The sequence below is a fragment of the Arthrobacter sp. AZCC_0090 genome (genome assembly GCF_014207375.1).
Lineage (GTDB): Bacteria > Actinomycetota > Actinomycetes > Actinomycetales > Micrococcaceae > Arthrobacter.
The window spans coordinates 420,264-446,603 of record NZ_JACHEE010000002.1; the positions used below are offsets into that span (position 1 = coordinate 420,264).

26 protein-coding genes are annotated in these 26,340 nt (G+C 64.1%); 13 read left to right on the forward strand and 13 right to left on the reverse strand.

Features of this window, described 5'->3' with window-relative positions; translation table 11 throughout:
- The first annotated feature begins 2 nt into the window (after positions 1-2).
- Positions 3-938: a lipid II:glycine glycyltransferase FemX gene (locus HNP00_RS04565; RefSeq protein WP_184736402.1), complete on the forward strand. Its 936-nt coding sequence runs from the start codon at positions 3-5 to the stop codon at positions 936-938.
- Between the two features lie 62 nt (positions 939-1,000).
- Here HNP00_RS04565 and HNP00_RS04570 read toward each other — a convergent pair whose 3' ends face one another.
- Together HNP00_RS04570 and glpX are read right to left on the reverse strand one after the other, a co-directional pair.
- Entirely contained in the window at positions 1,001-1,954 is a 954-nt protein-coding gene (locus tag HNP00_RS04570) for an endonuclease domain-containing protein (RefSeq protein WP_184736404.1), read from the reverse strand.
- Between the two features lie 143 nt (positions 1,955-2,097).
- Positions 2,098-3,117, reverse strand: a complete 1,020-nt coding sequence (gene glpX, locus HNP00_RS04575) for a class II fructose-bisphosphatase (protein ID WP_184736742.1) — start codon at positions 3,115-3,117, stop codon at positions 2,098-2,100.
- 204 nt (positions 3,118-3,321) lie between these two features.
- On the opposite strand from glpX, the gene HNP00_RS04580 reads away from it, so the two are divergent.
- The 6 genes from HNP00_RS04580 to HNP00_RS04605 all read left to right on the forward strand — a co-directional run bounded on the left by HNP00_RS04580 (position 3,322) and on the right by HNP00_RS04605 (position 9,161).
- The gene (locus HNP00_RS04580; protein WP_184736406.1) at positions 3,322-4,041 is read left to right on the forward strand and encodes a DUF4245 domain-containing protein; all 720 of its coding nucleotides are present in this window, start codon (positions 3,322-3,324) and stop codon (positions 4,039-4,041) included.
- Between the two features lie 9 nt (positions 4,042-4,050).
- Positions 4,051-4,665 (forward strand): carbonic anhydrase, encoded by a 615-nt coding sequence (locus HNP00_RS04585; RefSeq protein ID WP_184736408.1) that lies wholly within the window; start codon positions 4,051-4,053, stop codon positions 4,663-4,665.
- Positions 4,666-4,763: 98 nt separating this feature from the next.
- Entirely contained in the window at positions 4,764-6,200 is a 1,437-nt protein-coding gene (locus HNP00_RS04590; RefSeq protein WP_184736410.1) for a class II fumarate hydratase, read from the forward strand.
- 222 nt (positions 6,201-6,422) lie between these two features.
- Complete coding sequence (locus HNP00_RS04595) at positions 6,423-7,091, forward strand: TetR/AcrR family transcriptional regulator (protein ID WP_184736412.1); 669 nt, start codon at positions 6,423-6,425, stop codon at positions 7,089-7,091.
- Positions 7,088-8,776 carry an MDR family MFS transporter gene (locus HNP00_RS04600; protein ID WP_184736414.1) on the forward strand — a complete coding sequence of 563 codons (1,689 nt, stop codon included), beginning with the start codon at positions 7,088-7,090 and terminating at the stop codon, positions 8,774-8,776. The genes HNP00_RS04595 and HNP00_RS04600 overlap by 4 nt, the downstream gene beginning before the upstream one ends.
- A 184-nt stretch (positions 8,777-8,960) precedes the next feature.
- Positions 8,961-9,161, forward strand: coding sequence for a hypothetical protein (locus HNP00_RS04605; RefSeq protein ID WP_184736416.1), 201 nt, complete (start codon positions 8,961-8,963; stop codon positions 9,159-9,161).
- Here the strand turns inward: HNP00_RS04605 and HNP00_RS04610 are convergent.
- Both HNP00_RS04610 and HNP00_RS04615 read right to left on the reverse strand, forming a co-directional pair.
- A complete protein-coding gene (locus tag HNP00_RS04610) occupies positions 9,149-9,622 on the reverse strand; it encodes an NUDIX domain-containing protein (protein ID WP_184736418.1) in 474 nt (157 codons plus the stop codon). The genes HNP00_RS04605 and HNP00_RS04610 overlap by 13 nt on opposite strands.
- Before the next feature lie 162 nt (positions 9,623-9,784).
- Positions 9,785-10,354, reverse strand: coding sequence for an A24 family peptidase (locus HNP00_RS04615; protein WP_184736420.1), 570 nt, complete (start codon positions 10,352-10,354; stop codon positions 9,785-9,787).
- 59 nt (positions 10,355-10,413) lie between these two features.
- Here HNP00_RS04615 and HNP00_RS04620 point away from each other — a divergent pair, with 59 nt between their 5' ends.
- Positions 10,414-11,184, forward strand: a complete 771-nt coding sequence (locus HNP00_RS04620) for a hypothetical protein (protein ID WP_184736422.1) — start codon at positions 10,414-10,416, stop codon at positions 11,182-11,184.
- Between the two features lie 330 nt (positions 11,185-11,514).
- Here HNP00_RS04620 and HNP00_RS04625 read toward each other — a convergent pair whose 3' ends face one another.
- Both HNP00_RS04625 and HNP00_RS04630 read right to left on the reverse strand, forming a co-directional pair.
- On the reverse strand, positions 11,515-12,807 hold the full coding sequence (locus HNP00_RS04625; protein WP_395893783.1) for a PhoH family protein: 1,293 nt from the start codon (positions 12,805-12,807) through the stop codon (positions 11,515-11,517).
- Positions 12,808-13,161: 354 nt separating this feature from the next.
- Complete coding sequence (locus tag HNP00_RS04630; protein WP_184736744.1) at positions 13,162-13,923, reverse strand: isoprenyl transferase; 762 nt, start codon at positions 13,921-13,923, stop codon at positions 13,162-13,164.
- A gap of 241 nt (positions 13,924-14,164) precedes the next feature.
- Between HNP00_RS04630 and HNP00_RS04635 the strand changes: the two genes are divergently transcribed.
- Positions 14,165-14,806, forward strand: coding sequence for a hemolysin III family protein (locus HNP00_RS04635; protein ID WP_184736426.1), 642 nt, complete (start codon positions 14,165-14,167; stop codon positions 14,804-14,806).
- A 29-nt stretch (positions 14,807-14,835) separates the two neighbouring features.
- Here the strand turns inward: HNP00_RS04635 and HNP00_RS04640 are convergent, their stop codons facing one another.
- From HNP00_RS04640 to mca, 3 genes are all read right to left on the reverse strand, one after another.
- A complete protein-coding gene (locus HNP00_RS04640; protein ID WP_395893778.1) occupies positions 14,836-17,142 on the reverse strand; it encodes a thioredoxin domain-containing protein in 2,307 nt (768 codons plus the stop codon).
- Entirely contained in the window at positions 17,072-17,377 is a 306-nt protein-coding gene (locus HNP00_RS04645) for a hypothetical protein (RefSeq protein WP_184736431.1), read from the reverse strand. The genes HNP00_RS04640 and HNP00_RS04645 overlap by 71 nt, the downstream gene beginning before the upstream one ends.
- 70 nt (positions 17,378-17,447) lie before the next feature.
- Entirely contained in the window at positions 17,448-18,353 is a 906-nt protein-coding gene (mca, locus tag HNP00_RS04650) for a mycothiol conjugate amidase Mca (RefSeq protein ID WP_184736433.1), read from the reverse strand.
- Positions 18,354-18,468: 115 nt separating this feature from the next.
- Between mca and HNP00_RS04655 the strand changes: the two genes are divergently transcribed.
- Positions 18,469-18,927, forward strand: a complete 459-nt coding sequence (locus HNP00_RS04655) for a DUF4307 domain-containing protein (protein WP_184736435.1) — start codon at positions 18,469-18,471, stop codon at positions 18,925-18,927.
- 153 nt (positions 18,928-19,080) lie between these two features.
- Positions 19,081-19,575 carry a transcription elongation factor GreA gene (gene greA, locus HNP00_RS04660; RefSeq protein WP_184736437.1) on the forward strand — a complete coding sequence of 165 codons (495 nt, stop codon included), beginning with the start codon at positions 19,081-19,083 and terminating at the stop codon, positions 19,573-19,575.
- 117 nt (positions 19,576-19,692) lie between these two features.
- Here greA and HNP00_RS04665 read toward each other — a convergent pair whose 3' ends face one another.
- From HNP00_RS04665 to HNP00_RS04680, 4 genes are read right to left on the reverse strand one after another with little or no spacing between them, the layout of a single operon-like run.
- The gene (locus tag HNP00_RS04665; RefSeq protein ID WP_184736439.1) at positions 19,693-20,316 is read right to left on the reverse strand and encodes a rhomboid family intramembrane serine protease; all 624 of its coding nucleotides are present in this window, start codon (positions 20,314-20,316) and stop codon (positions 19,693-19,695) included.
- 13 nt (positions 20,317-20,329) lie between these two features.
- On the reverse strand, positions 20,330-21,568 hold the full coding sequence (gene ilvA / locus HNP00_RS04670; RefSeq protein ID WP_184736441.1) for a threonine ammonia-lyase: 1,239 nt from the start codon (positions 21,566-21,568) through the stop codon (positions 20,330-20,332).
- Between the two features lie 3 nt (positions 21,569-21,571).
- The gene (locus HNP00_RS04675) at positions 21,572-22,897 is read right to left on the reverse strand and encodes an AI-2E family transporter (RefSeq protein ID WP_184736443.1); all 1,326 of its coding nucleotides are present in this window, start codon (positions 22,895-22,897) and stop codon (positions 21,572-21,574) included.
- A gap of 41 nt (positions 22,898-22,938) precedes the next feature.
- A complete protein-coding gene (locus tag HNP00_RS04680) occupies positions 22,939-23,889 on the reverse strand; it encodes an aldose 1-epimerase family protein (protein WP_260404758.1) in 951 nt (316 codons plus the stop codon).
- 103 nt (positions 23,890-23,992) lie between these two features.
- Between HNP00_RS04680 and galT the strand changes: the two genes are divergently transcribed.
- Complete coding sequence (galT, locus tag HNP00_RS04685) at positions 23,993-25,144, forward strand: galactose-1-phosphate uridylyltransferase (protein WP_184736447.1); 1,152 nt, start codon at positions 23,993-23,995, stop codon at positions 25,142-25,144.
- Positions 25,141-26,310, forward strand: coding sequence for a galactokinase (gene galK, locus HNP00_RS04690; RefSeq protein ID WP_184736449.1), 1,170 nt, complete (start codon positions 25,141-25,143; stop codon positions 26,308-26,310). Before galT ends, galK begins: the two co-directional genes overlap by 4 nt.
- The last annotated feature ends 30 nt before the right edge of the window (positions 26,311-26,340 follow it).

Consider the following 26,340-nt stretch of genomic DNA (forward strand, 5'->3'; position numbering starts at 1 on the left):
CGGTGGAGTACTTCCTGCAGACGCCCGCTTGGGCGTCTTTCCAGCGTTCCCTCGGCCGTACCGTCCACGAGGAGTCCGGACCGGGGTGGCGTTTCCTCGCTGTGGAGGAGAAGAACCCCGCCGGCAAGGTGATCTACACGCCGTACGGACCCGTGGCCGAATCGTTGGAGGCCTTCGACGCAGCTGTGGCGGCACTCGTGGACATCGCCCGCCGCAGCCGGGCCGTGTTTGTCCGGATGGAACCGGTCACCGCCGGGTTCGAAGCCGCCGACGCCGGTGCAATACTGCGGGCACGCGGGCTACAGCCCGCACCGTCCAACCAGCAGCCGGAACTGAGCTGGATTGTGGACTTGGACGGCGATTTCAAGGACGTCCTTGCGGGCATGAAACCCACCAACCGGAACCTATACCGGAACATCCACAAGAAGGGTGTCACCTTCCGGTCTTCGCAGGATCCCGAAGAGATCTCGGTGCTGCTCAACTTCCTGCACATGACCGCGGCACGCAACGGCTTCAAGCCCCAAAGCGACGATTACCTGAGCTCGGTGGCCCGCTCGCTCATGCCTGCCGGTGCCGGCACCCTGTTCATCGCCGAACTCGAAGGCGAGCCCATTGCCGCCGCCCTGGCGTACGACTCAGCCGACACGCGTACCTACGCCCATGCGGCGCTCGACGACACCCACCGCAAGCTCAGCGCGGGCATCCCGCTGCTCGTGACACTCATGGCGGATGCCAAGGACAAAGGACTCAAGCACGTCGACCTGTGGGGCGTGGCGCCGGAGGACGACCCTGACCATAAATGGGCCGGATTCACGGCCTTCAAGAAGTCCTTCGGCGGCCGCGAAATCGCCTACCCCGGCACGTGGGACCTACCCGTCAACAAATTCCGTTACGGCGCATACCAACTCGCCCGGAAGCTGCGCGAAAAGCTCCGCTAACCTCTTTCTGCGCGCCAACCTTCCCCCCAACTCACCCATGCGCGAACTGGCAGCAAATGCCCTCAAAATCCGATTTTGCGGGCATTTGCTGCCAACTCGCGGCCAGTAAACAGAGCCCGTCGAACCTTGTCCACTACTTCCGGCCGGGGCCCGAGCAGATCTTCGTGCTGGACCCTGACTTCGCGCCAACCCAGCCGTTCCGTCAACGCCTGGCGCTTGATGTCCCTTTGGTATTGCTCAACTTCCGCGTGATGCCGTCCGTCGTATTGAAGGGCGATCCGTTCCTTCACGTAGGCGGCATCGGGCCATACAGCGGGAGCGCCCCACTCGTTGAAGATCACGTGGTTCAGAATGGGTTCAGGCAAGCCTGCATGCAGCAATATGAGGCGCATTTGCGTTTCCTGGGGTGAATCCGCCCCGACTCGAACCAGGTCGAGGGCCAGCCTGGCCTTGCGGACGCCACGCATGCCTGGATGCGCTGCCACCATGGCTTTCAAATCGTCGACGGTTGCCAACGCCTTGCGCGGCCTGGGATGGTCTTCGCCGTGTTCGACGACGATCGAGTCCCCCGCCGCGACGATGTCGTCGATACTCATCATTTGGGCCAAGTCCAGCCACGTCCGCGCGGGCGAGGTAAGCCGGACGCCGTCGAGCCCTATCACCTCACCCGGCTTGAATGTCAGTTGGTGCCCAACAACATTGCGCCTCCGCGGTTTCCACTTCTCGCCCGAGCGGGCAAGGTGGATCCGCCAGTCAGCTTCAAGAGCTACGGACAAACTGATGCAGTGGATCCGTGCCGCGGAGCCATGGCTCAGGCAGCATTCGGGGTCGAGCTCGGTGTAGCCCAGCAAGTGCTCCGCCACCGTCCCCGTACTGTGCAGCGGCAAGCGCAGTCCCCGCGACAACGTGACAATGCCGTCGCGGCGCAGTTGCTTCTGGCTCAATCCGAGGGTCTCGGCGGCCGACGCCGGAAAGGAACCGTTTGGAAGCTGCGGGGGCATCGGTGTCCGGGACATGCCCAATTCTTGCCCGGCTTCGAGTCCTAAATTGAGTTATCCACAGGACGGGTTCACGGGTTAACGCGAACTGGCAGCAAATGCCTCCAAAATTCAATTTAGAGGGCATCTGCTGCCAGTTCGCGCAAAGCGGAGGGTGGGTCCTACTTGCGGGCGTAGCCCTCCCACTTGCTGGCCTGGTGCTCGCCTTCGACGAAACGGATGGTGCCGGACTTGGACCTCATCACGATCGACTGGGTCAGGACCTTGTCCTTGGAGTAGCGCACGCCCTTAAGGAGGTCGCCGTCGGTGATGCCGGTGGCTGCGAAGTAGCAGTTATCGCTCGTCACAAGATCGTTCGTGGAGAGGACACGCTCGAGGTCGTGGCCGGCGTCGATGGCCTTCTGCTTCTCGTCGTCGCTGGTGGGCCACAGGCGGCCCTGGATGACACCGCCGAGGGACTTGATGGCACACGCGGCAACGATGCCCTCAGGGGTGCCGCCGATGCCCATCAGGGCGTCGACGCCGGTGCCGGAACGTGCAGCGGCAATGGCGCCTGCGACGTCGCCGTCCATGATGAACTTGGTCCGGGCGCCGGCTTCGCGGATTTCCTCCACCAACGGGCGGTGACGGTCGCGGTCCAGGATCATGACGTTGAGCTGGTTGACCTTGACGCCCTTGGCCTTGGCGATCAGGTGCAGGTTCTGCTTCACCGGCAGACGCAGGTCCACCATGTCAGCGGCCTCAGGACCCGTAACCAGCTTCTCCATGTAGAACACTGCGGAGGGATCGAACATGGTGCCGCGTTCGGCCACTGCCAGCACGGCGAGGGCGTTGTTGATCCCCAGGGCAGTCAGGCGGGTTCCATCGATGGGGTCGACGGCGACGTCGCACTCCGGTCCGGTGCCGTCGCCGACGTGCTCGCCGTTGAAGAGCATGGGCGCTTCGTCCTTTTCACCCTCACCAATGACAACGACGCCGTTGAAATGGACGGTGTGGAGGAAGGAGCGCATGGCGTCAACGGCGGCGCCGTCGGCCTTGTTCTTGTCGCCGAACCCAACCCAGTGGCCGCCGGCAATGGCGGCAGCTTCGGTAACCCGGACAAGTTCGAGTGCCAGGTTGCGGTCCGGCTCATCGGTCCCGACGGCGAGCGCCGGCGAAATCGTGGAATACTTCTGGGACATTGGCGCTGGAGACACGTGAACCTCTTCTTCGATGATGCGATTCGTGGGACCAGGAACGGCCACGCTTGGCAGCCTGAATGATTCCTCTACAAGAGATCATAGTCGGGGCCGGGCAGCGCGGTCATGGGATGACCGTCTCTCGGAACGCCCCTTGCGTTGACCGCCCGATGTGTATTAGCCGCTTGGATAAGGGACTATTGAAGCGTGAGTGAAACGCAAGACAAAGCAACTGCCGCTTTCCCCTCGGATCATGGCGACACTGGCGCGGCTGGCACCGACGACGCCGGTCAACCGGCGTTCAAGCCCGTCATCGCGGCGAAAGCAGCCAAACGAGCCAACGCCTCGGTGATCGGCATGCTCATCGCGTTGCTCCTCTGCGTGGTGGCATTCCTGCCGATCGTGCTCATGAACCCGGCACCGAAGAGCAGCGGCTACCGGCCCAACGTCAATGTGGCCGCAAGCGCCGCCAACGCCAAAGATGTGGCGGGTTTCACACCTGTAGCACCCGATACCGGCGACACATTTAGTCCAAACTATGCCCGCTGGGTATCCGGGACCGGCGACGGCGTACCCACGTGGGAGGTCGGCTACCTCACTCCCAAGCAAGCGTTCATCGGAATTGTCCAGACCCGCAAGGCCAATCCCACCTGGATTTTCCAGCAAACTGGCAGCGCTCCGGTCACCGGCACACGCAACGCAGGTGGCCACGACTGGGAGCTCCATGACACGGCCAAGGGCAACCGCAGCCTGGTCCTGAACTACCGCGGCACCACGATCATCCTGAGCGGTTCCGCAGGACTCGACGAGTTCTCCACCCTGGCCACAGCCGTGGTGAAGGCATTGGACCGGGCTCCGGCAGCTTCCCCGGACGCAAGCACGAAGCTTGGCGAAACAGTTTCGCGGCCTGCCACCTCCACGCCGTAAAGTAGCGCCGTGGCCACCTACCTGACTCCTGCCCTTGCTTGGCGCCGTTTGCGCGAAGGAAATGAACGCTTTGTCGCCGGGCATTCCCTGCACCCCAACCAGGACGCCTCGCGCCGGAACTCCCTCGTCGAGGACCAGCACCCATTTGCCGTGATCTTCGGCTGCTCCGATTCCCGCTTGGCCGCAGAGATCATCTTCGACCTCGGCCTCGGCGATGCCTTTGTGGTCCGCACCGCCGGACAGGTGATCGACGACGCCGTCCTCGGTTCCCTCGAGTACAGCATCACCGAACTTCATGTCCCGCTCATCGTGATCCTTGGCCACGACAGCTGCGGCGCCGTGACAGCCACCAAGAGCGCGGTGGAGACCGGTGAGATGCCTGCTGGCTTCATCCGTTCCCTGGTGGAGCGCATCACGCCGTCCGTCCTCACCGCGATGCGCAACGAGCAGACGGACGTCAACGAGATGGTGGTGGAGCACGTCAAGCAGACAGCACGCCGTCTGGCGGACAGTTCCCGTGTGATTTCCGCCGCGATCGACGACGGCCGGGCCGCCGTCGTCGGGCTTTCCTACAAACTGGACGAAGGCCGCGCTGCGCTGGTTTCCGGGATCGGCAAGCTCTAAACCGAAGTCCGGGACCGCCCGGAAGGGACGGCAACCGCTGGCCGTAGCTTTGCACCGCCGGTTTTCGGTCAAGCGGCCGCTCGCCATAAGCTAGCCCCATGACTTCCACTCAAGAATCCAACGCGGCCGAGTTCCGTATTGAACATGACACGATGGGCGAAGTTCGCGTCCCCGTGAACGCACTGTACCGCGCCCAGACGCAGCGCGCCGTGGAGAACTTCCCGATCTCCGGCAAGACGCTTGAGCGCGCACACATCGAGGCCCTGGCCCGCGTCAAGAAAGCCGCGGCCCTGGCAAACGCAGAACTGGGAGTGCTCGACGGCGAGCTCGCCGAGGCCATTGCCAATGCTGCCGATGAGGTTGCCGCCGGAAAGTACGACGGCGACTTCCCCATCGACGTCTTCCAGACCGGCTCGGGCACGTCTTCCAACATGAACACCAACGAGGTCATCGCGGAGCTGGCAACGCGCGCCCTCGCCTCCGCCGGGAGCGACAAAGTTGTCCACCCGAACGACCACGTCAACGCTTCCCAGTCCTCCAACGACGTCTTTCCGACGTCCGTCCACGTCGCAGCAACGTCGGCCCTGATCAACGATTTGATCCCGGCCCTCGACTACCTGGCTGCTTCCCTGGAACGCAAGGCCGCGGAGTTCAAGGACGTCGTCAAGTCCGGCCGTACGCACCTCATGGATGCCACCCCGGTGACCTTGGGCCAGGAGTTCGGTGGCTACGCCGCGCAGGTCCGTTACGGCATCGAGCGCATCAACGCCGCACTCCCCCGGGTTGCCGAGGTCCCCCTGGGCGGCACCGCCGTCGGCACCGGCATCAACACCCCGGAAGGCTTCCCGGAGCGCGTCATCGAACTCCTTGCCGCGGACACTGGCCTGCCGCTGACCGAGGCGCGCGACCACTTCGAAGCACAGGCCAACCGCGACGGCCTCATCGAGGGTTCCAGCCAGCTGCGCAACATCGCGATCTCCTTCATGAAGATCAACAACGACCTCCGCTGGATGGGCTCCGGCCCCAACACGGGCCTCGGCGAAATCTCCATCCCGGACCTGCAGCCGGGCTCTTCGATCATGCCGGGCAAGGTCAACCCGGTCATCTGCGAAGCCTCGATCATGGTCTGCGCCCAGGTCATCGGCAACGACACCGCCATCGCCTGGTCCGGAACCAACGGCGCTTTCGAGCTCAACGTCGGCATCCCGGTCATGGCCGCCAACCTCTTGGAATCCATCCGGCTCCTGGCCAACACCAGCCGCGTCATGGCCGACAAGATGATCGACGGCATCACCGCCAACGTGGAGCGCGCCCGCTTCCTGGCCGAGGCGTCTCCGTCCATCGTGACCCCGCTGAACAAGTTCATCGGTTACGAAGCAGCGGCAAAGATCGCCAAGAAAGCCGTTGCCGAAGGCCTCACCATCCGCGAGGCCGTAGTCTCCCTCGGTTACCTCGAGCGCGGCGAACTGACCGAGGAGCAGCTGGATAAGGCCCTCGACGTCACCACCATGACCCGCCCGGCCCACAAGGCCTAGCCTCCACTTAGTTCAACAGCAGCGCCCGACGGCGGCCGGCGCCTTCCCCACGGAAGGTGCCGGCCGCCGTCGTCGTTTCCGGAAAGTACGACGCGAAACCGGGCCAGCGACACGCAACAGGCTGACACACAGGGAATTCGGGTGTCGAGAATCCGTTTGCGTGTCCTCAGCCAACATCAGCATTTCTTGCACTTTCTTCTTAAGAGTGCAAAACTTTACTTTGTGGAAAATAGTGCAACTAACGACGGCGGACTCCGGGAGCGCAAGCGGGCGCAGACCCGCGCCGCGATCTCCGCCGTCGCACGGTCCCTGACCGCCCGGCGCGGCCTCAACGGTTTCACCGTCGAGGAAGCCTGCGAACAAGCCGGAATATCGCGCCGGACGTTCTTCAACTACTTCCATACGAAGGAAGACGCGGTGATCGGCTCGTTCTCCGACGAACTTCCGGAAGATGCGTTGGCCGCCTTCAACCGCAACCCCGCCCCCTCCGCGGGCTCCATCTCCGACTCGCTGCTGTCCGCCCTGCGCCAGTTCACTCTGGCGGTCCTTGAGCGGTCCACCATCAGCCCGTCCGAAATCCGCCAGCTCATCGCTGCCGTCACGGCCGAGCCCCAACTCCTGGGCCGGTTGACACGCGAAGGCGAAGTACGCGAGCGCCAGTTCGCCGAACTCATCGCCGCACGCGAAGGCCTCACAGCGGACCACCCCGAGATCATCATGGCCGCCGCAGTCTTCGGGGCAGTCACCAAGAAGACCAGCCAACAGTTCTTTTCGGAGGAAAACACCCGGCCTTACCGCGAACTGCTGGATCAGAACCTCAACGCGGCACGCGTGCTCTTCGCCCAACCGCTGGACACCAACCCCGTCGAACCCCAGAAGGACCAATTGTGAGTACCACGCTCAAGACCAAAGCGGCCGCACCGCTGCTCTTGACCCAGAGAAGGATCTGGATCATTTTCTCGGCGTTGATCGCCGGAATGCTGCTCTCCAGCCTGGACCAGACCATTGTGTCCACGGCCATGCCCACCATCGTCGGCAAGCTCGGCGGCGTGGAGAATCAGGCCTGGATCACCACTGCCTACCTGCTGGCCACCACCATCGTCATGCCGATCTACGGCAAGTTCGGTGACATCCTGGGCCGGCGGAACCTCTTCCTGATCGCCATCGGCTTGTTCACGGCTGCCTCCATCGGCTGTGCCTTCGCCACGGATTTCTGGGGCTTCGTGATCTTCCGTGCCATCCAGGGCTTGGGCGGCGGCGGTCTGATGATCCTGTCCCAGGCCATCATCGCCGACATCGTGCCGGCCAAGGAACGCGGCAAGTACATGGGTCCCCTGGGCGCGATCTTCGGCCTCTCCGCCGTTGCCGGTCCGCTCCTGGGCGGCTTCTTCGTGGACCATCTGACCTGGGAATGGGCCTTTTACATCAACATCCCCGTCGGCATCGCGGCGTTCACCATCGCCTGGTTCACGCTCACCCTGCCGAACAAGAAGGCCGAAAAGCGCATCGATATCCTGGGCGTGCTGCTGCTATCCGCCGCGACGGCCTGCCTGATCTTCTTCTCCGACTTCGGCGGCAAGAAGGACCAGGGCTGGGACTCCCCGCTCACCTGGGCCTTCGGCGCCGGCATGGTGCTTGCTGCTTTCCTCTTCGTCCTCGTGGAGCGCAAGGCCGACGACCCCATCATTCCGCTGAGCCTGTTCAAGAACCGGATTTTCATCAACGCAACGGCCATCGGCTTCACCTTGGGGCTCGGCATGTTCGCCGCCATCGCCTTCGTGCCGACGTTCCTGCAGATGTCCTCCGGCACCTCCGCCGCGGTCTCCGGTCTGCTCATGCTGCCGATGATGGTGGGACTCATGGGTACCTCGATCTATTCCGGTATCCGCATCTCCAAAACCGGCAAATACAAGATGTTCCCGATCCTCGGAGCCAGCCTCACCATCATTGCCATGCTGTGGCTCACCACTCTCACCGCGGCAACTCCGATCTGGGTCATCTGCATCCAGTTGTTCATCTTCGGTGCCGGCCTGGGCCTGATCATGCAGGTCATCGTCCTGGTGGTGCAGAATGCGGTTCCAGCGGAACAGATCGGAACGGCCACGAGCACCAACAACTACTTCCGCGAAGTCGGGGCTTCGTTGGGTGTGGCTGTCTTCGGCTCAATCTTCACCACGCGGCTGGCTGAGTCCCTCACCAAGGCATTCACGGGGGCCGGCGCTTCCGCCGCACAGGCTGCGCAGTCCACCAGCAAGCTCGATCCCCAGACGCTTGCCCAACTGCCTGCCCAGATCAGGGACGCCATCATCAATGCCTATGCCGATTCGCTGGCACCGGTGTTCTGGTACCTGATCCCGTTCATCGCCGTCGCGCTCTTGCTCGCCATCACGCTCAAGCAGATCCCGCTCTCCGATACCGCCGGAATGGTGGCCCGGGGCGAGGCCGTCGGGGGCGAGGAGGCAGAACGTCTTGAAGCCGAACGCCTCCGTGCGTCCGCAGAGGGATCTGCCGGGGCTTCCGCTGAGGGAACCGCCGACAGCGTGGCGGACGACGACGGCGAGCTCGCCAGGCGCTGAAGCCAGGACATGCCCGGCCTTGGCTCGGACCAGTGGACATATGGGGAATATGCCCAGTGCCCGGATGCAAGGCTGGGCATGTCCACTTGGGCCGCCCGGCTGGCTGAGCCGCCGTCGGGGCGCCGGGACGCCGCAATCTTTGGGGGTTGCGGCGCCCCTGTGTCGTCTGGCTTAGGCTGGAACAATGAGTCCAGAGCCCGATGAATCAGCGAACATCAACCCGGCGGTCCGCTGGGGCCTGGGGGCCGTGCTTTTCGGCCTTATGGCCGTCTCAATGGCCTTTGCCCGGGGAGAATGGTGGACCGTTGCCGGCGCCATTCTTTGCGGTGCGGCCGCATGTGTCTTCGGCGCCCGGGCGATCCTGGCGGCCCGTCAATCGCGCTGATACGCGACGGCGGTGCCCGGTTCCAGCGCAAGCCGGATGGTTTCGCGGTGCCCGGCACTGATCTCAGGCAACTCGTCGAGGGCAAACCAGCCGACCGCGATTGATTCGTCGTCGTTGACGCGGGCGTCTCCGGATACGTAGCGGCATTTGAAGGCGATATCCAGGAAGTCGCAGACATCCCCGTTGGGGTAGGTGACCGGGCCGATCACCCCTACGGCCAGGATCCGCTCAGTTTCCGCCACGACGGCGGTCTCTTCGAAGATCTCCCGGATCAATCCGGGGGCAGGGTGCTCCCCTGGTTCGAGCATTCCCGTGATCAAGGTCCAACGGCGGTTATCCGCCCGTTGGCACAGAAGGACCCGGTTCTCGTCGTCCAACACCACGCCGCGCACGCCAGGCAGCCACAGCGGGTCGTTGCCGATCTTCTCGCGGATTTGCAGGATGAATTCCGGGACCGCCACTGCCTTAGCCCGCCTTCATTGGAACAGATAACACCAGCAAGAGCATTGCCTCCGCTTCCGGATCGGATCCGCCAGTAGGGCGAGTATCCCACCGGGGACGCCCGAATGACAGCAGCCGGGACTGTTCGGGCGGGTGCCTTCGCGCCGCCTGGGAGGCCGTCCTTAGGCGGGCAGGGCGAGCATCGCGGCCGCGGCACCGGCCAGCATGAAGGGCCCGAAAGGTATGGCTGATTTGAGCGTCCCGCGACGGGCCGCCAGGACTCCAAGACTCCACAGGCCACCGAAGACGAACGCCGCAAACGTTCCCGCGAAGACGTGCGCCCAGCCGAGATAACCAAGGTACAGGCCCAGAACTCCGGCCAGTTTGACGTCGCCGAAGCCCATCCCCGGCGGATACACCAAACGCAGGACGAAGTAGAAAAGCCACAGCGACACTCCCCCGGCCACGATTCCCAAGGCGGGAACCCCGAGGAAGGAAGCGCCGCCGTCGGGCACGTTCCCTGCCGCGCCGGAAAGGTTCCCGCCCGAAAGAGCGAAGGCGATCGCTGCGCCGAGCAACAACACTCCCGCGATGGCGTAGGAGGGGAACACGATCCGGTTGGGCAGCAGGTGGTGGCGGACGTCGATGACTGTGAGGCGGGCAGCCATGATCGCAAAGTACACGCATGCTGCGAGTAGCAGCCAGAAGGCCGGGAAACTGGTCCCCCATAATTCGCCAAGTCGTCGGATCACCCTCGGATGCTATCGGGTTTCTGAAACGCGCGCCGGTCGCACACCCTTAGACTGTGGATATGGGGCGCTACAGTGCAGAAATCCAAGGCAGTCCGGACGCCGACATGTCCTCCATCTTCCGAAACCTCTGCCGTTCCTCCCCGTGGAAATGGACCAGCCTGAGGTTCGAATACCTGGAGCTGCCGGGCAACGCAGGAGACACTGTGCGCGCCTGGCTGCGCCGGCCGGGAGCGCTTCGACTCGAAACCCTGGATGGCACACTTCTGCACAGCACCACTGGCATTAACGACTCCCGCGATGGGTCATACCTTGGTTCCAAGCGCAAATCTTGGCTCTTGCCGGCGCATTTGGTGACCCCTGTGTACGACTCCGGAGGTTTGGTCCGCCGGCGCCCCGAGGCCGCGTACGGTGAGCCGTCCTTCGGCAATGGACGGCTGGCTGCCGCCTTGGATCCCGTGGAACTCGCGGGAAACGCGCCGGTTCCCATGGAATTCCCCGGATCAAACCGCGTGGCCCTCGGTCCCATCCGGGAAGTCGACCACGAGGGACGTCCGGCACTGGAAACCATCGCGACGCCGGGACACAGTTACGTGGCGTCGGATGCGGCCAAGCCCCTCTGTTTTCCCGGACGCACGCTCTTGCGGGTGGACTCAGGAACGGGCGTGTGCGTTTCGAGTCAATCGCTCGACGGCGACACCACCGGTCAGGGGCATTGGATGCGGATCCTGGGGGTGGACGAATACATGCTGGACGATCTGTTCCTCGCCGAATCGATGAACCTCACGGATGTCAGGAAGCACATCAGCTGGGACATCGGCCCCCGCGCCTGAGAGCGGTCGCCGGGGATGGTCGCGCCTAAGGCGTCGGCAGGAACGCTCGCTCACCTATGTCGTCAAAATCCCGGACCCTCGCTCGCATATCAGGCCGAAAACGCGGACCCTCACTCACATCATTTGCGCGTCGGAAACCCTATGAGCGAGCGTCCGCCGAAAACGCGACAAAAGTGAGCGAGCGTCCGCCGGAACGCCGACGTATCTGAGCGAGCGTCCGCCGAAAACGCGACAAAAGTGAGCGAGCGTCGGTGACAGACGCAGACGCACGGATGGCGTAGGGCCGTGGCCCGGCGAACCCGGCCACCGCCCTACGCGCTGCGATGGAACCTAGATTTCCGCCCCTTCAAGAAGTTCCGTCACGAGCGCGGCGATCGGCGAGCGCTCGGAGCGGGTCAGGGTGATGTGGCCGAACAGCGGGTGGCCCTTGAGGGTCTCGACGACGGCGGCAACGCCGTCGTGCCGACCGACGCGCAAGTTGTCCCGCTGGGCGACGTCGTGGGTCAGGACGATCTTGGAGTTCTGGCCGATACGGCTCATCACTGTGAGGAGCACGTTCTTTTCAAGCGACTGGGCCTCGTCCACGATCACGAAGGCGTCGTGGAGGGAGCGTCCGCGGATATGGGTCAGCGGCATAACCTCGAGCATGCCCCGGTCCATGACTTCTTCCACGACTTCCTGGCTGACGAGTGCACCGAGGGTGTCGAAGACCGCCTGCGCCCAGGGGTTCATCTTCTCTGCCTCGGAACCAGGCAGGTAACCAAGTTCCTGCCCGCCAACCGCGTACAGCGGCCGGAAAACGATCACTTTGCGGTGTTCCCTGCGTTCCAGGACTGCCTCGAGTCCGGCACACAAGGCGAGGGCTGACTTTCCAGTGCCTGCCCGGCCGCCGATCGAGACGATTCCGACGCTGGGGTCCATGAGCAGATCAATGGCAAGCCGTTGCTCCGCTGAACGGCCGTGCAGTCCGAAGACATCACGGTCACCCTTGACCACGCGTACCTGCTTGTCCGCGCCAACACGTCCCAAGGCCGAGCCCCGGTTCGAGAGCAGCACCAGGCCGGTGTTGACCGGCAGTTCGGCCGCGGCCGGAATGAAGACCGGTTCGTGGCCGTAGAGGGTGGTGATTTCGTCCTCGCTGGCCTCGATCTCTGCCATGCCGGTCCAGCCGGAGTCCTTGACGAGTTCGTTGCGGTATTCGTCCGCGAACAGCCCCATGGCAGAGGCCTTGACGCGCATGGGGAGGTCTTTGGAGACAACCGTGACGTTGTGGCCTTCGTTGGCGAGATTTTTCGCGACGGCCAGAATACGGCTGTCGTTGTCCGCGCCCCGGAATCCTGCAGGCAGGACTTCGGTGGAGACGTGGTTCATCTCGACTCGCAGTGTGCCGCCGTCGGATCCGATCGGGATGGGTTGATTCAACCCGCCATGCTCAATGCGCAGGTCATCCAGGAGCCTGAGCGCTTTGCGGGCGAAGTAGCCCAACTCGGGATCGTGGCGTTTGCCCTCCAATTCGGTGATGACCACGATCGGGACAATGACTTCGTGCTCCGCGAAGCGCAACAGGGCGTGCGGATCGGAAAGCAATACGGAAGTGTCAATCACATAGCTTCGGCCAGTCAGGGTGTCGGACTTCGCAGCCCGACCGTTTTTGGCCCGCTTGGTGCGAGAGGTAGCTGAACTTTCCCCGTCGGAAACGACTACGGGCAGTTGCTCAGAAATAGCCACATCGACTCCAGCCCCGGGCGAACCCGGCTTATTCGTGAGGCGGCTCGGCCGGAAGGCCGGGCGCGGCCCCCCACGTAACTGGTGCGATGATTCGCTCCATCTACTGGCCTCCCCGATCAGCAGGCGGTTTGCCTACTGATGGGATTAACGTATTCCTGTGCCATTACATTTCCGGTGAGCGCAAACGGCGATTCGTGTAGACAAAATGTGAACTTCCCGTAAACGGGAGCTCACGGGCAAGACGCTGCGTCAAGAACCGAAGCGGCGCTGGCGGCCCGCATAGTCCCGCAGGGCCCGTAGGAAATCGATCTTGCGGAACGCAGGCCAGAGTGCCTCGCAAAAGTAGAACTCACTGTAGGCGCTTTGCCACATGAGGAAGCCGGACAAGCGCTGCTCACCTGATGTGCGGATCACCAGATCGGGGTCGGGCTGGCCTCGCGTGTAGAGGAACCGTGAGATGTCGTCCACTGATAGTTCATCGGCCAGCTCGCCTATGTCGCGACCATGCGCGACGGCGTCGTGCAGCAGTTCCCGGACGGCGTCGACGATCTCGCGCCGTCCGCCGTACCCGACGGCCACGTTAACGTGCAGCCGCTCGCGGATCGGAGTGCGGGCCGTGAGCTTGTTGAGCCGCTCGGCGAGATAGTCCGGCAGGAGCTCGGGGGCACCCATGGCGTGGACTGAGATGTCGGCGTCCTCGTCCAGCCGATCCAGGGTGTTGGCGATGATGCCCATCAATAGTTCGAGCTCTTCGCCTGAGCGGCTCATGTTGTCCGTTGACAGCATGTACAACGTGACGACTTTGACTCCAAGTTCCTGGCACCACCCCAGGAACTCGTGGATCTTGTCCGCCCCTGCTTGGTGGCCTTCGCTGGTGGGCGCGTTGAATTGTCGCGCCCAGCGGCGATTGCCATCCACCATCACGCCGATGTGCCGGGGAATCTTGTCCTGCTCGAGCGATCGGAGCAGCTTGCGCTCGTAGAAGCCGTAGAGGAAGCCGGGCCACTCCATCCGGACACTCACCTGACTTCCTTTGAACGGCAACTGAAAAGCGACACGACGACGACGACGGCTGGCCGGGCGGGCAGCCGCCCTTAGTCAAACAACCATCACCACCTCCGGAGCGCGGCCGAAGGTGCACCACCAAGGCTACCTTCCCAAGCTGGGCCACCGGCACACCGGAGTCTTGAAACTCGATTGAATAGCTCATTACTCGGCAGTAACTTTTCCGGACGCGGGTTACGCTTAAACGATGTCGGAGCTGCTCACAATCAAGCCAAGGTGGCGCGGCTGGATACATGCTGTGGCCACGCCGTTCGCCGTCGCGGCAGGGATCGCCCTGGTGACGCTGGCACCTACGGCAGACCGGAAGATCGCTTCGGCCATCTACGCTTTCACAGGCGTACTGCTCTTCGGCGTGTCCGCGGTCTACCATCGCGGCGACTGGGAGCCGAAGACCAGAATGGTCCTCAAGCGACTAGACCACACCAACATCATGTTGGTGATCGCAGGCAGCTATACGCCCTTGGCGTGGTCGCTGCTGGAGCGCCCCAAGGCGGTGCTCCTGCTGTGGGTCATTTGGTCCGGGGCGCTGCTAGGAGTGTTGTTCCGGGTCCTCTGGACCGGCGCTCCCCGTTGGCTCTACGTGCCCATCTACGTGGCACTAGGATGTGGCGCGTTGTTCTATTTGCCTGAGTTTTTCGCGGCAAATGCCCCGGCCGCGGTCCTGATCTGCGTGGGCGGAGCCCTTTACATCGCCGGCGCGGTTTTCTACGGGATCAAGAAGCCAAACTTCAGCCCCACGAACTTCGGCTTCCATGAGCTCTTCCACGCCCTGACAGTGCTGGCGTTCGCGGCGCATTTTGCCGCAATCATGATCGCGGTGCGCAGCTAGCTGTACCGCCCAGGGCGCCCCGAAACCAGTCAGTTCTCCGTCATCGCCACAAGACGCTGCTCGAGTTCCTCGACCGAGCCAAGCGGCAAGTCACAGACCATCCCCCGGCATAGGTACACCTGGGGCGAGCCGTCCGCAGCGGCCGTTCGGGCCTCCAGCAGTGGCACCTCCGGTTCCATGACCCCGATCTCCGGCAGCGCGCCGTCGTCGGCTCCTTCTTTGACGGGCCCCTCTTCTCCGGATTCCTCGCCCTGCACGGCCACCACCATCCCCGGGCTCGGAGAGGCCAACAAGGCGCGGTGGAGTTCCCGCTGCTTCCGACCAGCGGGGCCGGATACCGCGGCCTCTACGGGGCCGGCCACGGCCGCCTGGGCAGTCGCAAGCAGCCATCCCGCCCCCCTCGGTGCCCGGCCCGCGATCGGAGGCAGGAGGGACAGGATGTTGCTTGCCATGGCCCTGTGCTCGTGCGAACCCGAATACGCAGCGTAGCTCAGCAGCACCCCGGCAAAGGCAGCCGCCCCGCTGGGCGCCGCATTGTCGAAGGGGTCCAACCCCGGGTGCTGCCCCTGTGCGTTGAAGACCTGGGCCGACTCTCCCACGGAATCCGACAACCTGCCGTCCACCACGAAGCGGACGCAGGCTCCGCGAATCAATTCCTCCGCGAACCCGTACCAGCGCCGGTGGCCGGTCACCGCGTAGAGAGCCAGGAAGCCTTCGGCGCAAAACGCATAATCTTCCAAGAGGCCGCTGATCCCTCGCGCAACGCCATCGTGCGAGACCCTGATCAGCACCTGCGCACCGGAACTAGGCACACCGGGTTTGGACGCACCGGACCCGGTCGCCGGGCGCCAATGCACCCGCACTAAGTACGCGGCCACGCTTTCCGCCGCGGCGATCAGTTCCGGTCTGTCCAGGACCGCACCGGCTTCGGCGAGCGCTGCGATGGCCAGGCCGTTCCAGCCTGCCACTACTTTGTCGTCCCGGGCCGGCTGGGGGCGCGCGGAACGTGCGGCACGCAGGTCGGGCCGGACGCGGTTCCACAACCGCGATTCCGCCCCGGTCAGTTGGCGCCCGGGATGCAACGGAGAGCCAAGCGCCGAGACCGTGCCCGATGCCCCGATATTCATCAGCCTTGCCACGGCCGCGGCATCCCCTGGGCCCAGCACGGCGTCGAGGCTTTCAGGGGTCCACAGGTAGGACGCCCCTTCGTGATGCACTCCGTCCACGACGGTATCGGCGTCAAGCGAGGACGCGAGCCCGTCCGGCGCTGCGGAATCCCCCATGCCGAGCGAATCCAGCATCCAGTCCGCCGCCCGCGAAGCTACCTGCGCCGCCTCGCCTGCCGGCAGGACCCAGTCGCCGCGCAGCCGGACCCAATGGACGTAGGCGCGCAGAAGCTGGGCATTGTCATAGAGCATTTTCTCGAAATGCGGCACGGACCAATCGGCGGTCACCGAGTACCGGGCGAAGCCGCCGTCGAGCTGGTCGCACAGAGCGGAACGCGCCATCGCGGCGAGCGTACGCCCGGCCATGTCGCGGGCGGCGTCGGACGTGTCAGACGGCACCGCAGCGTGCCGGATCAAGAACTCAAGGACCGCCGACGGCGGGAACTTGGGAGCGCCGCCGAAGCCACCGCCGTCGGGGTCTTCCGAACGGGCGAGAACGCGCACTGCTTCCGACAGCATGCTTCTGTGGATGACTTCAGGTGGCCGGTCCAGGGACACTGCCGTGGCGAGTTGGGCATCGGCCATGCCGGCGGCGAGCCCGCGGGCATTCTGCTCGACGGCGTCGCGGCGTTCCAGCCACGCCTCGTGGACCGCCTCAAGCACCTGCCGGAAGGACGGCCGCCCGGGCTGGGGGAACGGCGGGAAATAGGTGCCCGCATGGAAGGCCAAACCCTCGGGTGTCAGGAAAACGGACATCGGCCAACCGCCCTCGCCGCTGATCGCTTGGGTGGCTGCCATATAGACCGAATCCACGTCCGGGCGTTCCTCGCGGTCCACCTTGATGGCCACGAAGTGGGCGTTCAGGTAGTCAGCGGTGTCCTGGTCTTCGAAGGACTCGTGGGCCATGACGTGGCACCAATGGCACGCAGCGTAGCCAATGGAAAGAAAGACGGGAACATCCCGGGCAGCCGCGAAGGCAAATGCTTCGTCCCCAAACGGCCGCCAGTGCACGGGATTGTGGGCGTGTTGGCGCAGATAAGCGGACGGTTCGGAGCCGAGGGCATTGGATGCCCCCGGCCATTCCCGGGTGGTGCCCGGGTCAGCGGGCTCCGGAGCCGGCATCGCCGTCGGAGTCTTCCGGACCCGGCCTGCCCGGGACGACGTCGCCATTGGTGCCTCCGCCATTGGCGGCCAGCTGGGCTTCTTCAACCTGGGCACGGTAGCGGACCCGACGGATCCGACGGACCATGTCCACGATCAGGAAGGTCGTAAGCACCACGATGAAGGCAGTCAGGACGAAGCCCCAGGTTCCAGGCGTCACCTGGTCTTCCGACAGGCCAGGGCGCAGCGACGGGGTCGGGGTAGGCGACGGAGTCGTGGCCAGGGCGATGAGAAAGTAGTGCACGGTTCAAACCTTCTATGGGAGTTTCCAGCCGGTTGGCGACTTCTACGCGTGATAGAAATCGCCGGCGATCCTATCTTAGCCCTGCGAACAGGTCCTTTTCCGGCAGTTCGGCCGGGATCCTGGAGTCGACCAACGTGTAGTCTTCCCACGGCCAGGCCCTGCGCTGCATCTCCGGGGACACAGCGAAAAAGAAGCCAAGCGGATCGACCTGGGTCCGGTGCGCCCGGAGGGCATCGTCACGGGCCTCGAAATAGTCCCCGCAATCCACCTGCGTGGTGGTCTGGTGGATAGGCCTCGGCGGAGTATGGCCTTCCGCATCGGCTTCGAGCCAGGCAGCCAATCGCTCCGCGTAGGGCGATTGCAGGCCGGCCTCTTCGAGGGCGAAATGCAAGGCACGGAAACGGTCAGGGCTGAAGGCGCGATCGTAATACAGCTTGCTGGGCTCCCAGCTTTCGCCTGTCCCGGGGTAGCGCGTCGGGTCTCCGGCAGCGTGGAAGGCTTCGACGGCAACCTTGTGGGCCATGATGTGGTCCGGATGGGGGTAGCCCCCGTTTTCGTCGTAGCTCACCACGACGTGCGGCTTGAATTCACGGACCAGCCGGACAAGCGGTGCCGCTGCCCGCTCCAGAGGCTGAAGCGCGAAGCAGCCCTCAGGCAGGGCCGGCAAGGGGTCGCCCTCGGGCAGCCCGGAATCCACGAAACCCAACCACCGCTGTTTGATTCCCAGAACGGCGGCCGCCTTATTCATTTCAAGCCGACGCGCGCCCGCCATATCCCGCTTCGGGTGCGGAGCGGACTCCATGGCAGGATTCTGGATGTCGCCCCGGGAACCGTCAGTGCACGTGGCCACCATGACCTCGACGCCGGAAGCCGCGTACATCGCCATGGTTGCCGCGCCCTTGCTTGACTCGTCGTCCGGATGCGCGTGGACGGCGAGCAGCCGGAGCTGCGTGTCGGGGCTGCTGGATGTGCTCATCCGGTACGGTTCCTCTTTCCGGGTAATGCTCTTCTGGGGCTTGCTGATGGCTGGTTGCTGCTCAGGCGTTTCCGCTGTGTGCAGCGAGGTGCCGGAAGCCCACTAAACTAGGTGGGTGACTTCGGAGGACCCATCGGGCACGGCGCTGCCGGCAACTACCAGCCTAGCCAATCGCTACGGCAGCCAAAAGCACGCCTTCGGCGGGAAAACCAAACGCAACATCGTGATCGCCGCACTCATCCTCGGTATCGGGTTCCTGGCATGGGTCACCACGTCTTCCTCACAATCGTCAGTGTCCTACAAGGACCTCGGCTACAGCGCCACCGACGTCACTCAGTCCGAGGTCGATTTCCAGGTCACCAAGAACCCTGATGCCACGGCAAAATGCGCCGTCAAGGCCATGGACTCCAAGTTCGCGGTGGTCGGCTGGAAAGTCGTTCAAATCGGTCCGAATGCCCCCAAAGACGGCGCCGACGGCGGCCAGACAACTGTCCAAAGGACTATCCTGCACACCGAGTCCGCGGCCGTGTCTGCCGTCGTGGACAACTGCTGGATTGTGGACGCCGCCAAATAACAGAGGTGTGACCCGCGACTCAGCGAGCTTGGGTTTGTCCACAGGATTGACTACACTAGATCAATACCTTAACCCCGCTGAGTTGGTTGCTGAGTTCCACGAGTGGCCTGCACCGGCGGGGTCTTTGCTTGTCAGATCCATAAGGAGAAGTCCGTGTCGACCACCAACAGCGCGCCTGCAGCTTGGCTTACCCAGGACGCATTTGACCGCTTGAAGGCAGAGCTGGACCACCTTTCCGGCCCTGGCCGTGCGGAGATCGTACAGAAGATCGAAGCCGCCCGTCAGGAAGGCGACCTCAAGGAAAACGGCGGCTACCACGCCGCCAAGGAAGAGCAGGGCAAGATCGAGGCCCGCATCCGCCAGCTGACCGTGCTCCTGCGCGACGCCCAGGTTGGCGAAGCTCCGGCCGATGACGGAATCGTCGAGCCCGGCATGCTCGTCGTCGCACGCATCGCCGGTGACGAAGAAACCTTCCTGCTCGGATCCCGTGAAATCGCCGGCGATTCCGATCTCAACGTCTTCAGCGAAAAGTCTCCGCTGGGCGTGGCGATCATGGGCCACAAGGAGGGCGACAAGATCAGCTACGTCGCCCCCAACGGCAAGGAAATCCCGGTGGAGATTGTTTCCGCCAAGCCGTTCGCTGGCTAACAGTCCTGCAAAGAACGACGCCGGCCCTCCCTTCGCGGGAGGGCCGGCGTCGTTGTTTCCCCCAACTGACTCGCAGTTGTTGTCGTTAAGACGCCTCTTAACGACACCTAATGCGAGTCAGTTGGGCTGCGCCAGGGCACGCGGGCGCGGGCGCAGCAGTACTGCGGCCACCACTCCCCCGATGGCCCCGCCGAGGTGCGCTTGCCACGAGACGAAACCCATCATGGTGGGCAGCACGCCGAACAAGATGCTGCCATAGGCCAGGAATAACACCACGGAGAGCAGGATCTGCCACCAGCTGCGGTTGAAGAATCCGCGCACCAGGAGGAAGGCGAAAAGCCCGAAGACCAGTCCCGAGGCGCCCACGGTCACGCCTCCCCCGCCGATCAGCCACACCGCGAGGCCTGAACCCAGCCAGCTGAACGCCAATGCCGTGAGGAACACCCGGAGACCGGAGAGAAACACCAGGAAACCGAAGATGACCAGCGGCAGCGCATTGGACAGGAGGTGGCCGAAGTTGGCGTGGAGCAGGGGAAACGTCAGGATGTCGAAAACCCCGTCGATGTTCCGCGGACGCAGCCCGAACGTGCTGTTGAGGCTATGCGACATCAACGCGTTGACCACCTCGATCACCGCCAACAGCACCACGAAGCCACCCATGAACAGCAACCCGCCCCGGGCTCGAGTGGCCAGGGAGTCCTTTGCCGGCGTCGGCCCGTCTCCGTTGGTGTAGAGCGCCATGATTAGCTGCCCGTCAGTGCACCACGATCGGGTGGAAGCCTTCGGCGCGAAGGGCAGCGAGGACCTGTTCGCTGTGCTCGTGACCTTTGGTTTCCAAGTTGACGGTGATGGAGACGTCGCCCATGCTGATCGCGCCGCCCACCCGGGTGTGGTCCAAGCCGGTCACGTTGGCATCGTTTTCGGCGATGATACGGGCGATCGTGGCCAACGAACCCGGCCGGTCATCCAGCATCATGCGGACCGTCATATAGCGCCCGGCCGCCGAGAGGCCGCGCTGGATCACCTTGAGCATCAGCATGGGGTCGATGTTGCCGCCGGAGAGGATGACTGCAGTGGTTCCCGGGTTTTCGATCTTGCCATCCATGAGCGCAGCGACGCCCACCGCGCCGGCCGGCTCAACCACCATCTTGGCCCGCTCCAGCAGGAAGATGAGTGCCCGCGCCAAGGAGTCCTCGCTGACAGTGACGACGTCGTCCACGAGTTCGCGGATGATGCTGAACGGCAGCTGGCCAGGGCGTCCGACGGCGATGCCGTCCGCCATGGTGGAAACCTTCTTGAGCGGCACCAAGGCATCGGCAGCCAGCGACGGCGGGTAGGCGGCGGCATTCTCAGCCTGCACGCCGATGATCCGGATTTCCCGGCCCAGCTCCTTGGCCCTTGCCTTGACGGCCACTGCCACACCGGCGAGCAGGCCGCCGCCGCCCACTCCCATGAGGATGGTGTCGACGTTGGGGACCTGGTCCAGGATTTCGAGCCCGACGGTGCCTTGGCCAGCCACGACGTCAACGTTGTCGAACGGGTGGACGAAGACGGCGCCGGTCTCATTCGCGTAGCGCTGCGCTTCGGCGAGGGCCTCGTCCACGTTGTGTCCGTGGAGGACCACTTCGGCTCCATGGCTGCGGGTCGCGGCGAGCTTCGGAAGCGCGACGCCGAGCGGCATGTAGATGCGCGCCTTGATTCCCAGGCTTTTCGCCGCAACCGCAACTCCTTGAGCGTGGTTGCCTGCCGAAGCCGCGACGACGCCGCGCTTTTTTTCCTCGGGAGACAGACGGGCCATCCGAACGTAAGCTCCGCGGACCTTGAAGGAACCAGCCCGTTGGAGGTTCTCGCATTTGAAGAAGACCTCGCCGCCTACCATCGCTCCCAGAGCCCGCGAGGACTCGATGGGCGTCTTGGTAATAATGCCCTCGAGCAGCTCCCGCGCCTTAAGGACATCGTCCAGCGTGACGGGCAGTGTATCGAGGGTATTCACGGGTTATTCTCCTTTGTTGGGGTGGTCTGCGGCATCCTTGGGGGATGTCCGTTCCGCAGCCGCGTTCTGGCTGGCGGCACCTTTGCCGCTCTTGGACCGCGCGCCGGTCATAGCTGCGGGAAGGTGGATTTCCTTGATGGTGGGATCCCCATCGGAGTCCCGTGTTGCGGTCCCCGCGCCAGCGTACGCCGTCGTCAGTCCTTCATCATGTTCCCACGTCCGGGCGGCAATATAGCGAATCGCCGTATTTGCTACGGCAAGGAGTGGAACGGCAAAGAGCGCTCCCGGGATTCCAGCAAGGTAGGAACCAGCGGCGACAGACAGGATCACGGCTACCGGGTGCAGGGATACGGCCTTGCCCATGACAAGCGGCTGGAGGATGTGGCTTTCGAGCTGCTGCACCAAAAGCACGATGCCCAGCATGATGAGGGCGTTGACCGGGCCGTTGGCCACCAGGGCCAGAAGCACTGCGATGGCTCCCGTCACGAGCGCGCCCACCACGGGGATGAATGAGCCGATGAACACCAGGACAGCCAGGGGCAAGGCGAGGGGAACCTGGATGATCGCGGCACCGACGCCGATGCCGAAGGCGTCCACGAACGCCACGAACATCTGGATACGCACGTAACTGACCATGGACGACCAACCGCGCCGGCCCGCGCCGTCGGCGGCTGCACGGGCGGTCCGGGGCAGGAGCCCGACGATGAATCGCCAGATCCTGGATCCCTCCAGAAGGAAAAAGATGAGGATGAAGAGGGCAAGGACCATGCCTGCGGCAAAATGTCCGGCGGTGCTGCCAAACGACAGGGCCCCGCTGAGAATACTGCTGCTGTTGTTCTGCAGGGCCGAAGTGGCGTCCTGGATGTACTTGTCGATCTGGTCCGCGGTCAGATGCAGCGGCCCTTCGGCAAGCCAGGCCTGTATTTGCTGGATGCCGGCGAGCGCTTCCTGCCACAGCTCGCCGAATCCCTCGGCCAGTTGCCTGCCCACCAGGGCCAAGGCACCCGCAATGACTCCAAGGAACCCCACCACCGTGATGGCGACAGCCGCACCTTGCGGCATCTTGAGCTTCCTGAGCCACACGGTGACGGGGTAGAGCAAGCCCGAAAGAAGGGAGGCGACCATGAGCGGGATGATCAGGAAACTGACCTTCCCCAACAACCAGATGAGGGCCCCCGCGACCAACATGATCAGTCCCACCCGCCATGCCCAGGCGGCGGCAATCCGGACCCCGTAGGGGATGTCCTGTGCAATGTGGCGCTCCGAGAGCGGTCTGAGCCCAGCTGAAACTGGGGCAGTTCCTGGCGTGGCGTCCTGTGCTGGCGTCATGCCCCCATAATTCCCCAGGGCGTGCCGGATGGGAAACCCAACTACAGCGCGCCCACAATTCCCCACTTCATAGTGAAGGCCTCCCCTGGTTCAAGCCAACGGAGGCCCTCACCGGAGTTGAAGGCGTTCGCCGGACCCGTCATAGGTTCGATCGCCACCGCTTTCGAACGGCCGGGAAAGGTATCAGTGACGAAAACATGGACGTACGCGCAGTTCTCGTCCTGTTCCAAGGTGACGCTCCGCCCGTCAGGCGCTGACAGAGTGTGGCGGGCAACGCCGCCGTCGAACTCCAGGTCCTTGAACGCGACATCGATATCCAGGCTACCCACAGTCCTGCCGTCACCGAGATCAAAATCACGGTCGACCGGCGCCGAGCTGCGCGGGATGAGCCGTTGGTCAGCAACGAGCCGCGTACCCGCGTGAACCGTCAGCACCGTTTCTTCCGGGGGAACGTCTCCAACACGCAGATAAGGGTGCGCCCCCAGCACGAACGGTGCGGGAGCCGCCGAATCATTAATGAGCGTTTGGGATACCCTCAGCGCGAGCCCGGCATCAATCCCGTACCGGACCTGGTGGCGGGCCAGGAACGGGTAGCCGTGCTGCGGGAAGATCATTGCTTCGAGGGTCACGGAGAATTCGTCCTCCGCCACGAGGGCGTACGACGAGTTGCGCAGGAGCCCATGGCTGGCGTTGTTGCGGGACACCTCCGTGATGTCCAGCTGCTGTTTCTTCCCATCGAGGTACCAGACCCCATCCTCGACCCGATTAGCCCACGGCGCCAAGGTGATTCCGGTGGCGCCAGGCGGGAGTTGATCGTCACCGTAGCTTTCCGTGAACTGGACGCCGTCGCGGCTGAACAGGCGCAAGCCGGCAGCGAGCTCGGTGACAACGGCGAGCGCGTCGCCGCGGCGGATTTCGAATTGGCGGCCGCTGGCAAATCGCCGGGATACGGTCTCTTCGCCCGGTGCGGAAAACGGTGTTGTGGGAGGCATGGCACCACCGTACTGCATCCCAGGCGACGCTTGGCCCCGTCGCTTAATGTTCAATTTTGTTAGATATTTTGCCTTTTTGAGCACCTTGTGCCACCATAAATCCATGACTCGTCTTACCAGCACACGCCTCGCCGACGGTCGGGAGCTGATCTATTTCGACGACGCCGGCTCACCGGAGCGTGAACCCGGGTCGCTGACGGATCACCGGGACCTCCCTCCACGCGCTGATCCAGGCGAGTTGCGTTATGACGCGCTGAGCGGCGAATGGGTCGCTGTCGCGGCGCACCGCCAAAGCCGCACGCATCTGCCGCCTGCAGACCAATGCCCCATCTGCCCCACCACCCCCGCGAACCCGTCGGAAATCCCCGCACCGGACTACGACGTCGTGGTTTTCGAAAACCGCTTCCCCTCACTGGGTCCGGCTGTCGGCGCCATCCCCGGCGCACCCTCCTGGGGAACGTCGGGTCCGGCCTATGGCCGCTGCGAAGTCGTCTCGTTCACCCCCAGCCACACCGGATCCTTCGCCGAACTTGGCGAAACCAGGGCACGCACCGTGATCGAGGCCTGGGCGCACCGGACCGAGGCCCTCAGCGCCCTCCCGGGAATCCAGCAGGTTTTTCCGTTCGAGAACCGCGGCGCCGACATCGGCGTAACGCTCCACCACCCGCACGGGCAGATCTACGCCTACCCTTACGTCACCCCCCGGGCGGCAAGCCTTGGCGCCGCCGCCGTCCGGCACTTCGACCAGGCCAAGGGCCGGGAATCGCTGACGTCCTCGATCCTCAAAGCGGAACGGCAGGACGGCAGCCGGATGGTGCTCGAAGCCGAGCACTTCAGTGCCTACGTACCGTTCGCCGCACGCTGGCCGCTAGAGGTGCACCTCGTCCCGCATCGGCAAGTCCCGGACCTCGCCGCCTTGAGTGGCGAAGAACGCGACGAACTCGCCCATGTCTACCTCGAGTTACTCAAACGCTTGGACGCCCTGTACCCAACGCCCACGCCGTACATTTCCGCGTGGCACCAGGCACCCCTGGATGCCGCCTTGCGCCCGTCCGGCCACCTGCACCTGCAGCTCACCTCCCCGCGCCGTGCCGCCGACAAACTCAAGTACCTTGCCGGTTCCGAGGCCGCCATGGGAGCCTTCATCAACGACACCACGCCCGAATCGGTGGCCGAACGGCTGCGCGCCGTCGGAAGCGATTCCCCGATGCGTGGCCGAGCAGCTACCACCATTCCGGAAGGGGCCACAGCATGACCTCCACTCCCGACGCCCCCGCGCTGAGCGCCCTGTTCGGCCGCTTCGAGTCGATTTTCGGTTCAGAGCCCGACGGCGTGTGGCAGGCACCGGGACGCGTTAACCTGATCGGGGAACACACCGACTACAACGAAGGGTTCGTTCTGCCTTTCGCGATCGACAAGACGGCGAAGGTTGCGGTCCGTATCCGCGACGATTCACGCATCCAGCTGCTCTCCACGTTCGGCGAGCAGGGCCTGGTCGAAGCTGACATCACCGCTCTGGCCCCTGGATCCGCGAAGGGCTGGACGAAGTATCCCCTCGGTGTGGCCTGGGCCTTGCAACAGCGCGGGATCCAGGTTCCGGGCTTCGATCTGCTCATGGACTCCGACGTCCCCCTTGGCGCGGGACTGTCCTCCTCACACGCCATCGAATGCGCCGTCATCTCGGCACTCAACGATCTCACTGGCGCGGGACTCGGCGCCGAAGACATGGTGCTCGCAACTCAGAAGGCCGAAAATGAGTTCGTCGGCGCCCCGACCGGAATCATGGACCAGTCGGCGTCGTTGCGCGGATCCTCGGGCCACGCCGTCTTCCTGGATTGCCGCGACCAAAGTGTGCAGCTGGTCCCCTTCGACGCGCGGGAAGCCGGGCTCGTCCTGCTGGTCATCGACACCAAGGTCTCCCATTCGCATGCGGATGGCGGTTACGCCTCCCGCCGGGCTTCCTGCGAATTGGGCGCCCAGGTCCTAGGAGTCACAGCCCTTCGCGATGTCGGCATCGGCGATCTGGAGGAAGCCAGCGGGCTTCTGGACAGCACGACTTTCCGGCGGGTGCGGCACATCGTCACGGAGAACGACCGCGTGTTGCAGACCGTGGAGCGCCTCATCACGGACGGGCCCGCCCACATCGGCCCGCTGCTGGATGCGAGCCATGTGTCCATGCGCGATGACTTCGAGATCTCCTGTCCGGAACTCGATCTTGCGGTGGAAACGTCCCGCGCCCACGGGGCCATCGGCGCCCGCATGACGGGCGGCGGATTCGGCGGATCAGCCATCGCACTCACCCCGGTGGGCCACGAGCACGAGGTGCGCGACGCCGTCGTACGCGCCTTCGCAGAGGCCGGTTTCACGGCGCCGGACATCTTCACCGTCACCCCGGCTGCGGGGGCCACACGCCTCGCCTGACTTCGGCGCTTCCACCCGCATTCGGCTCGC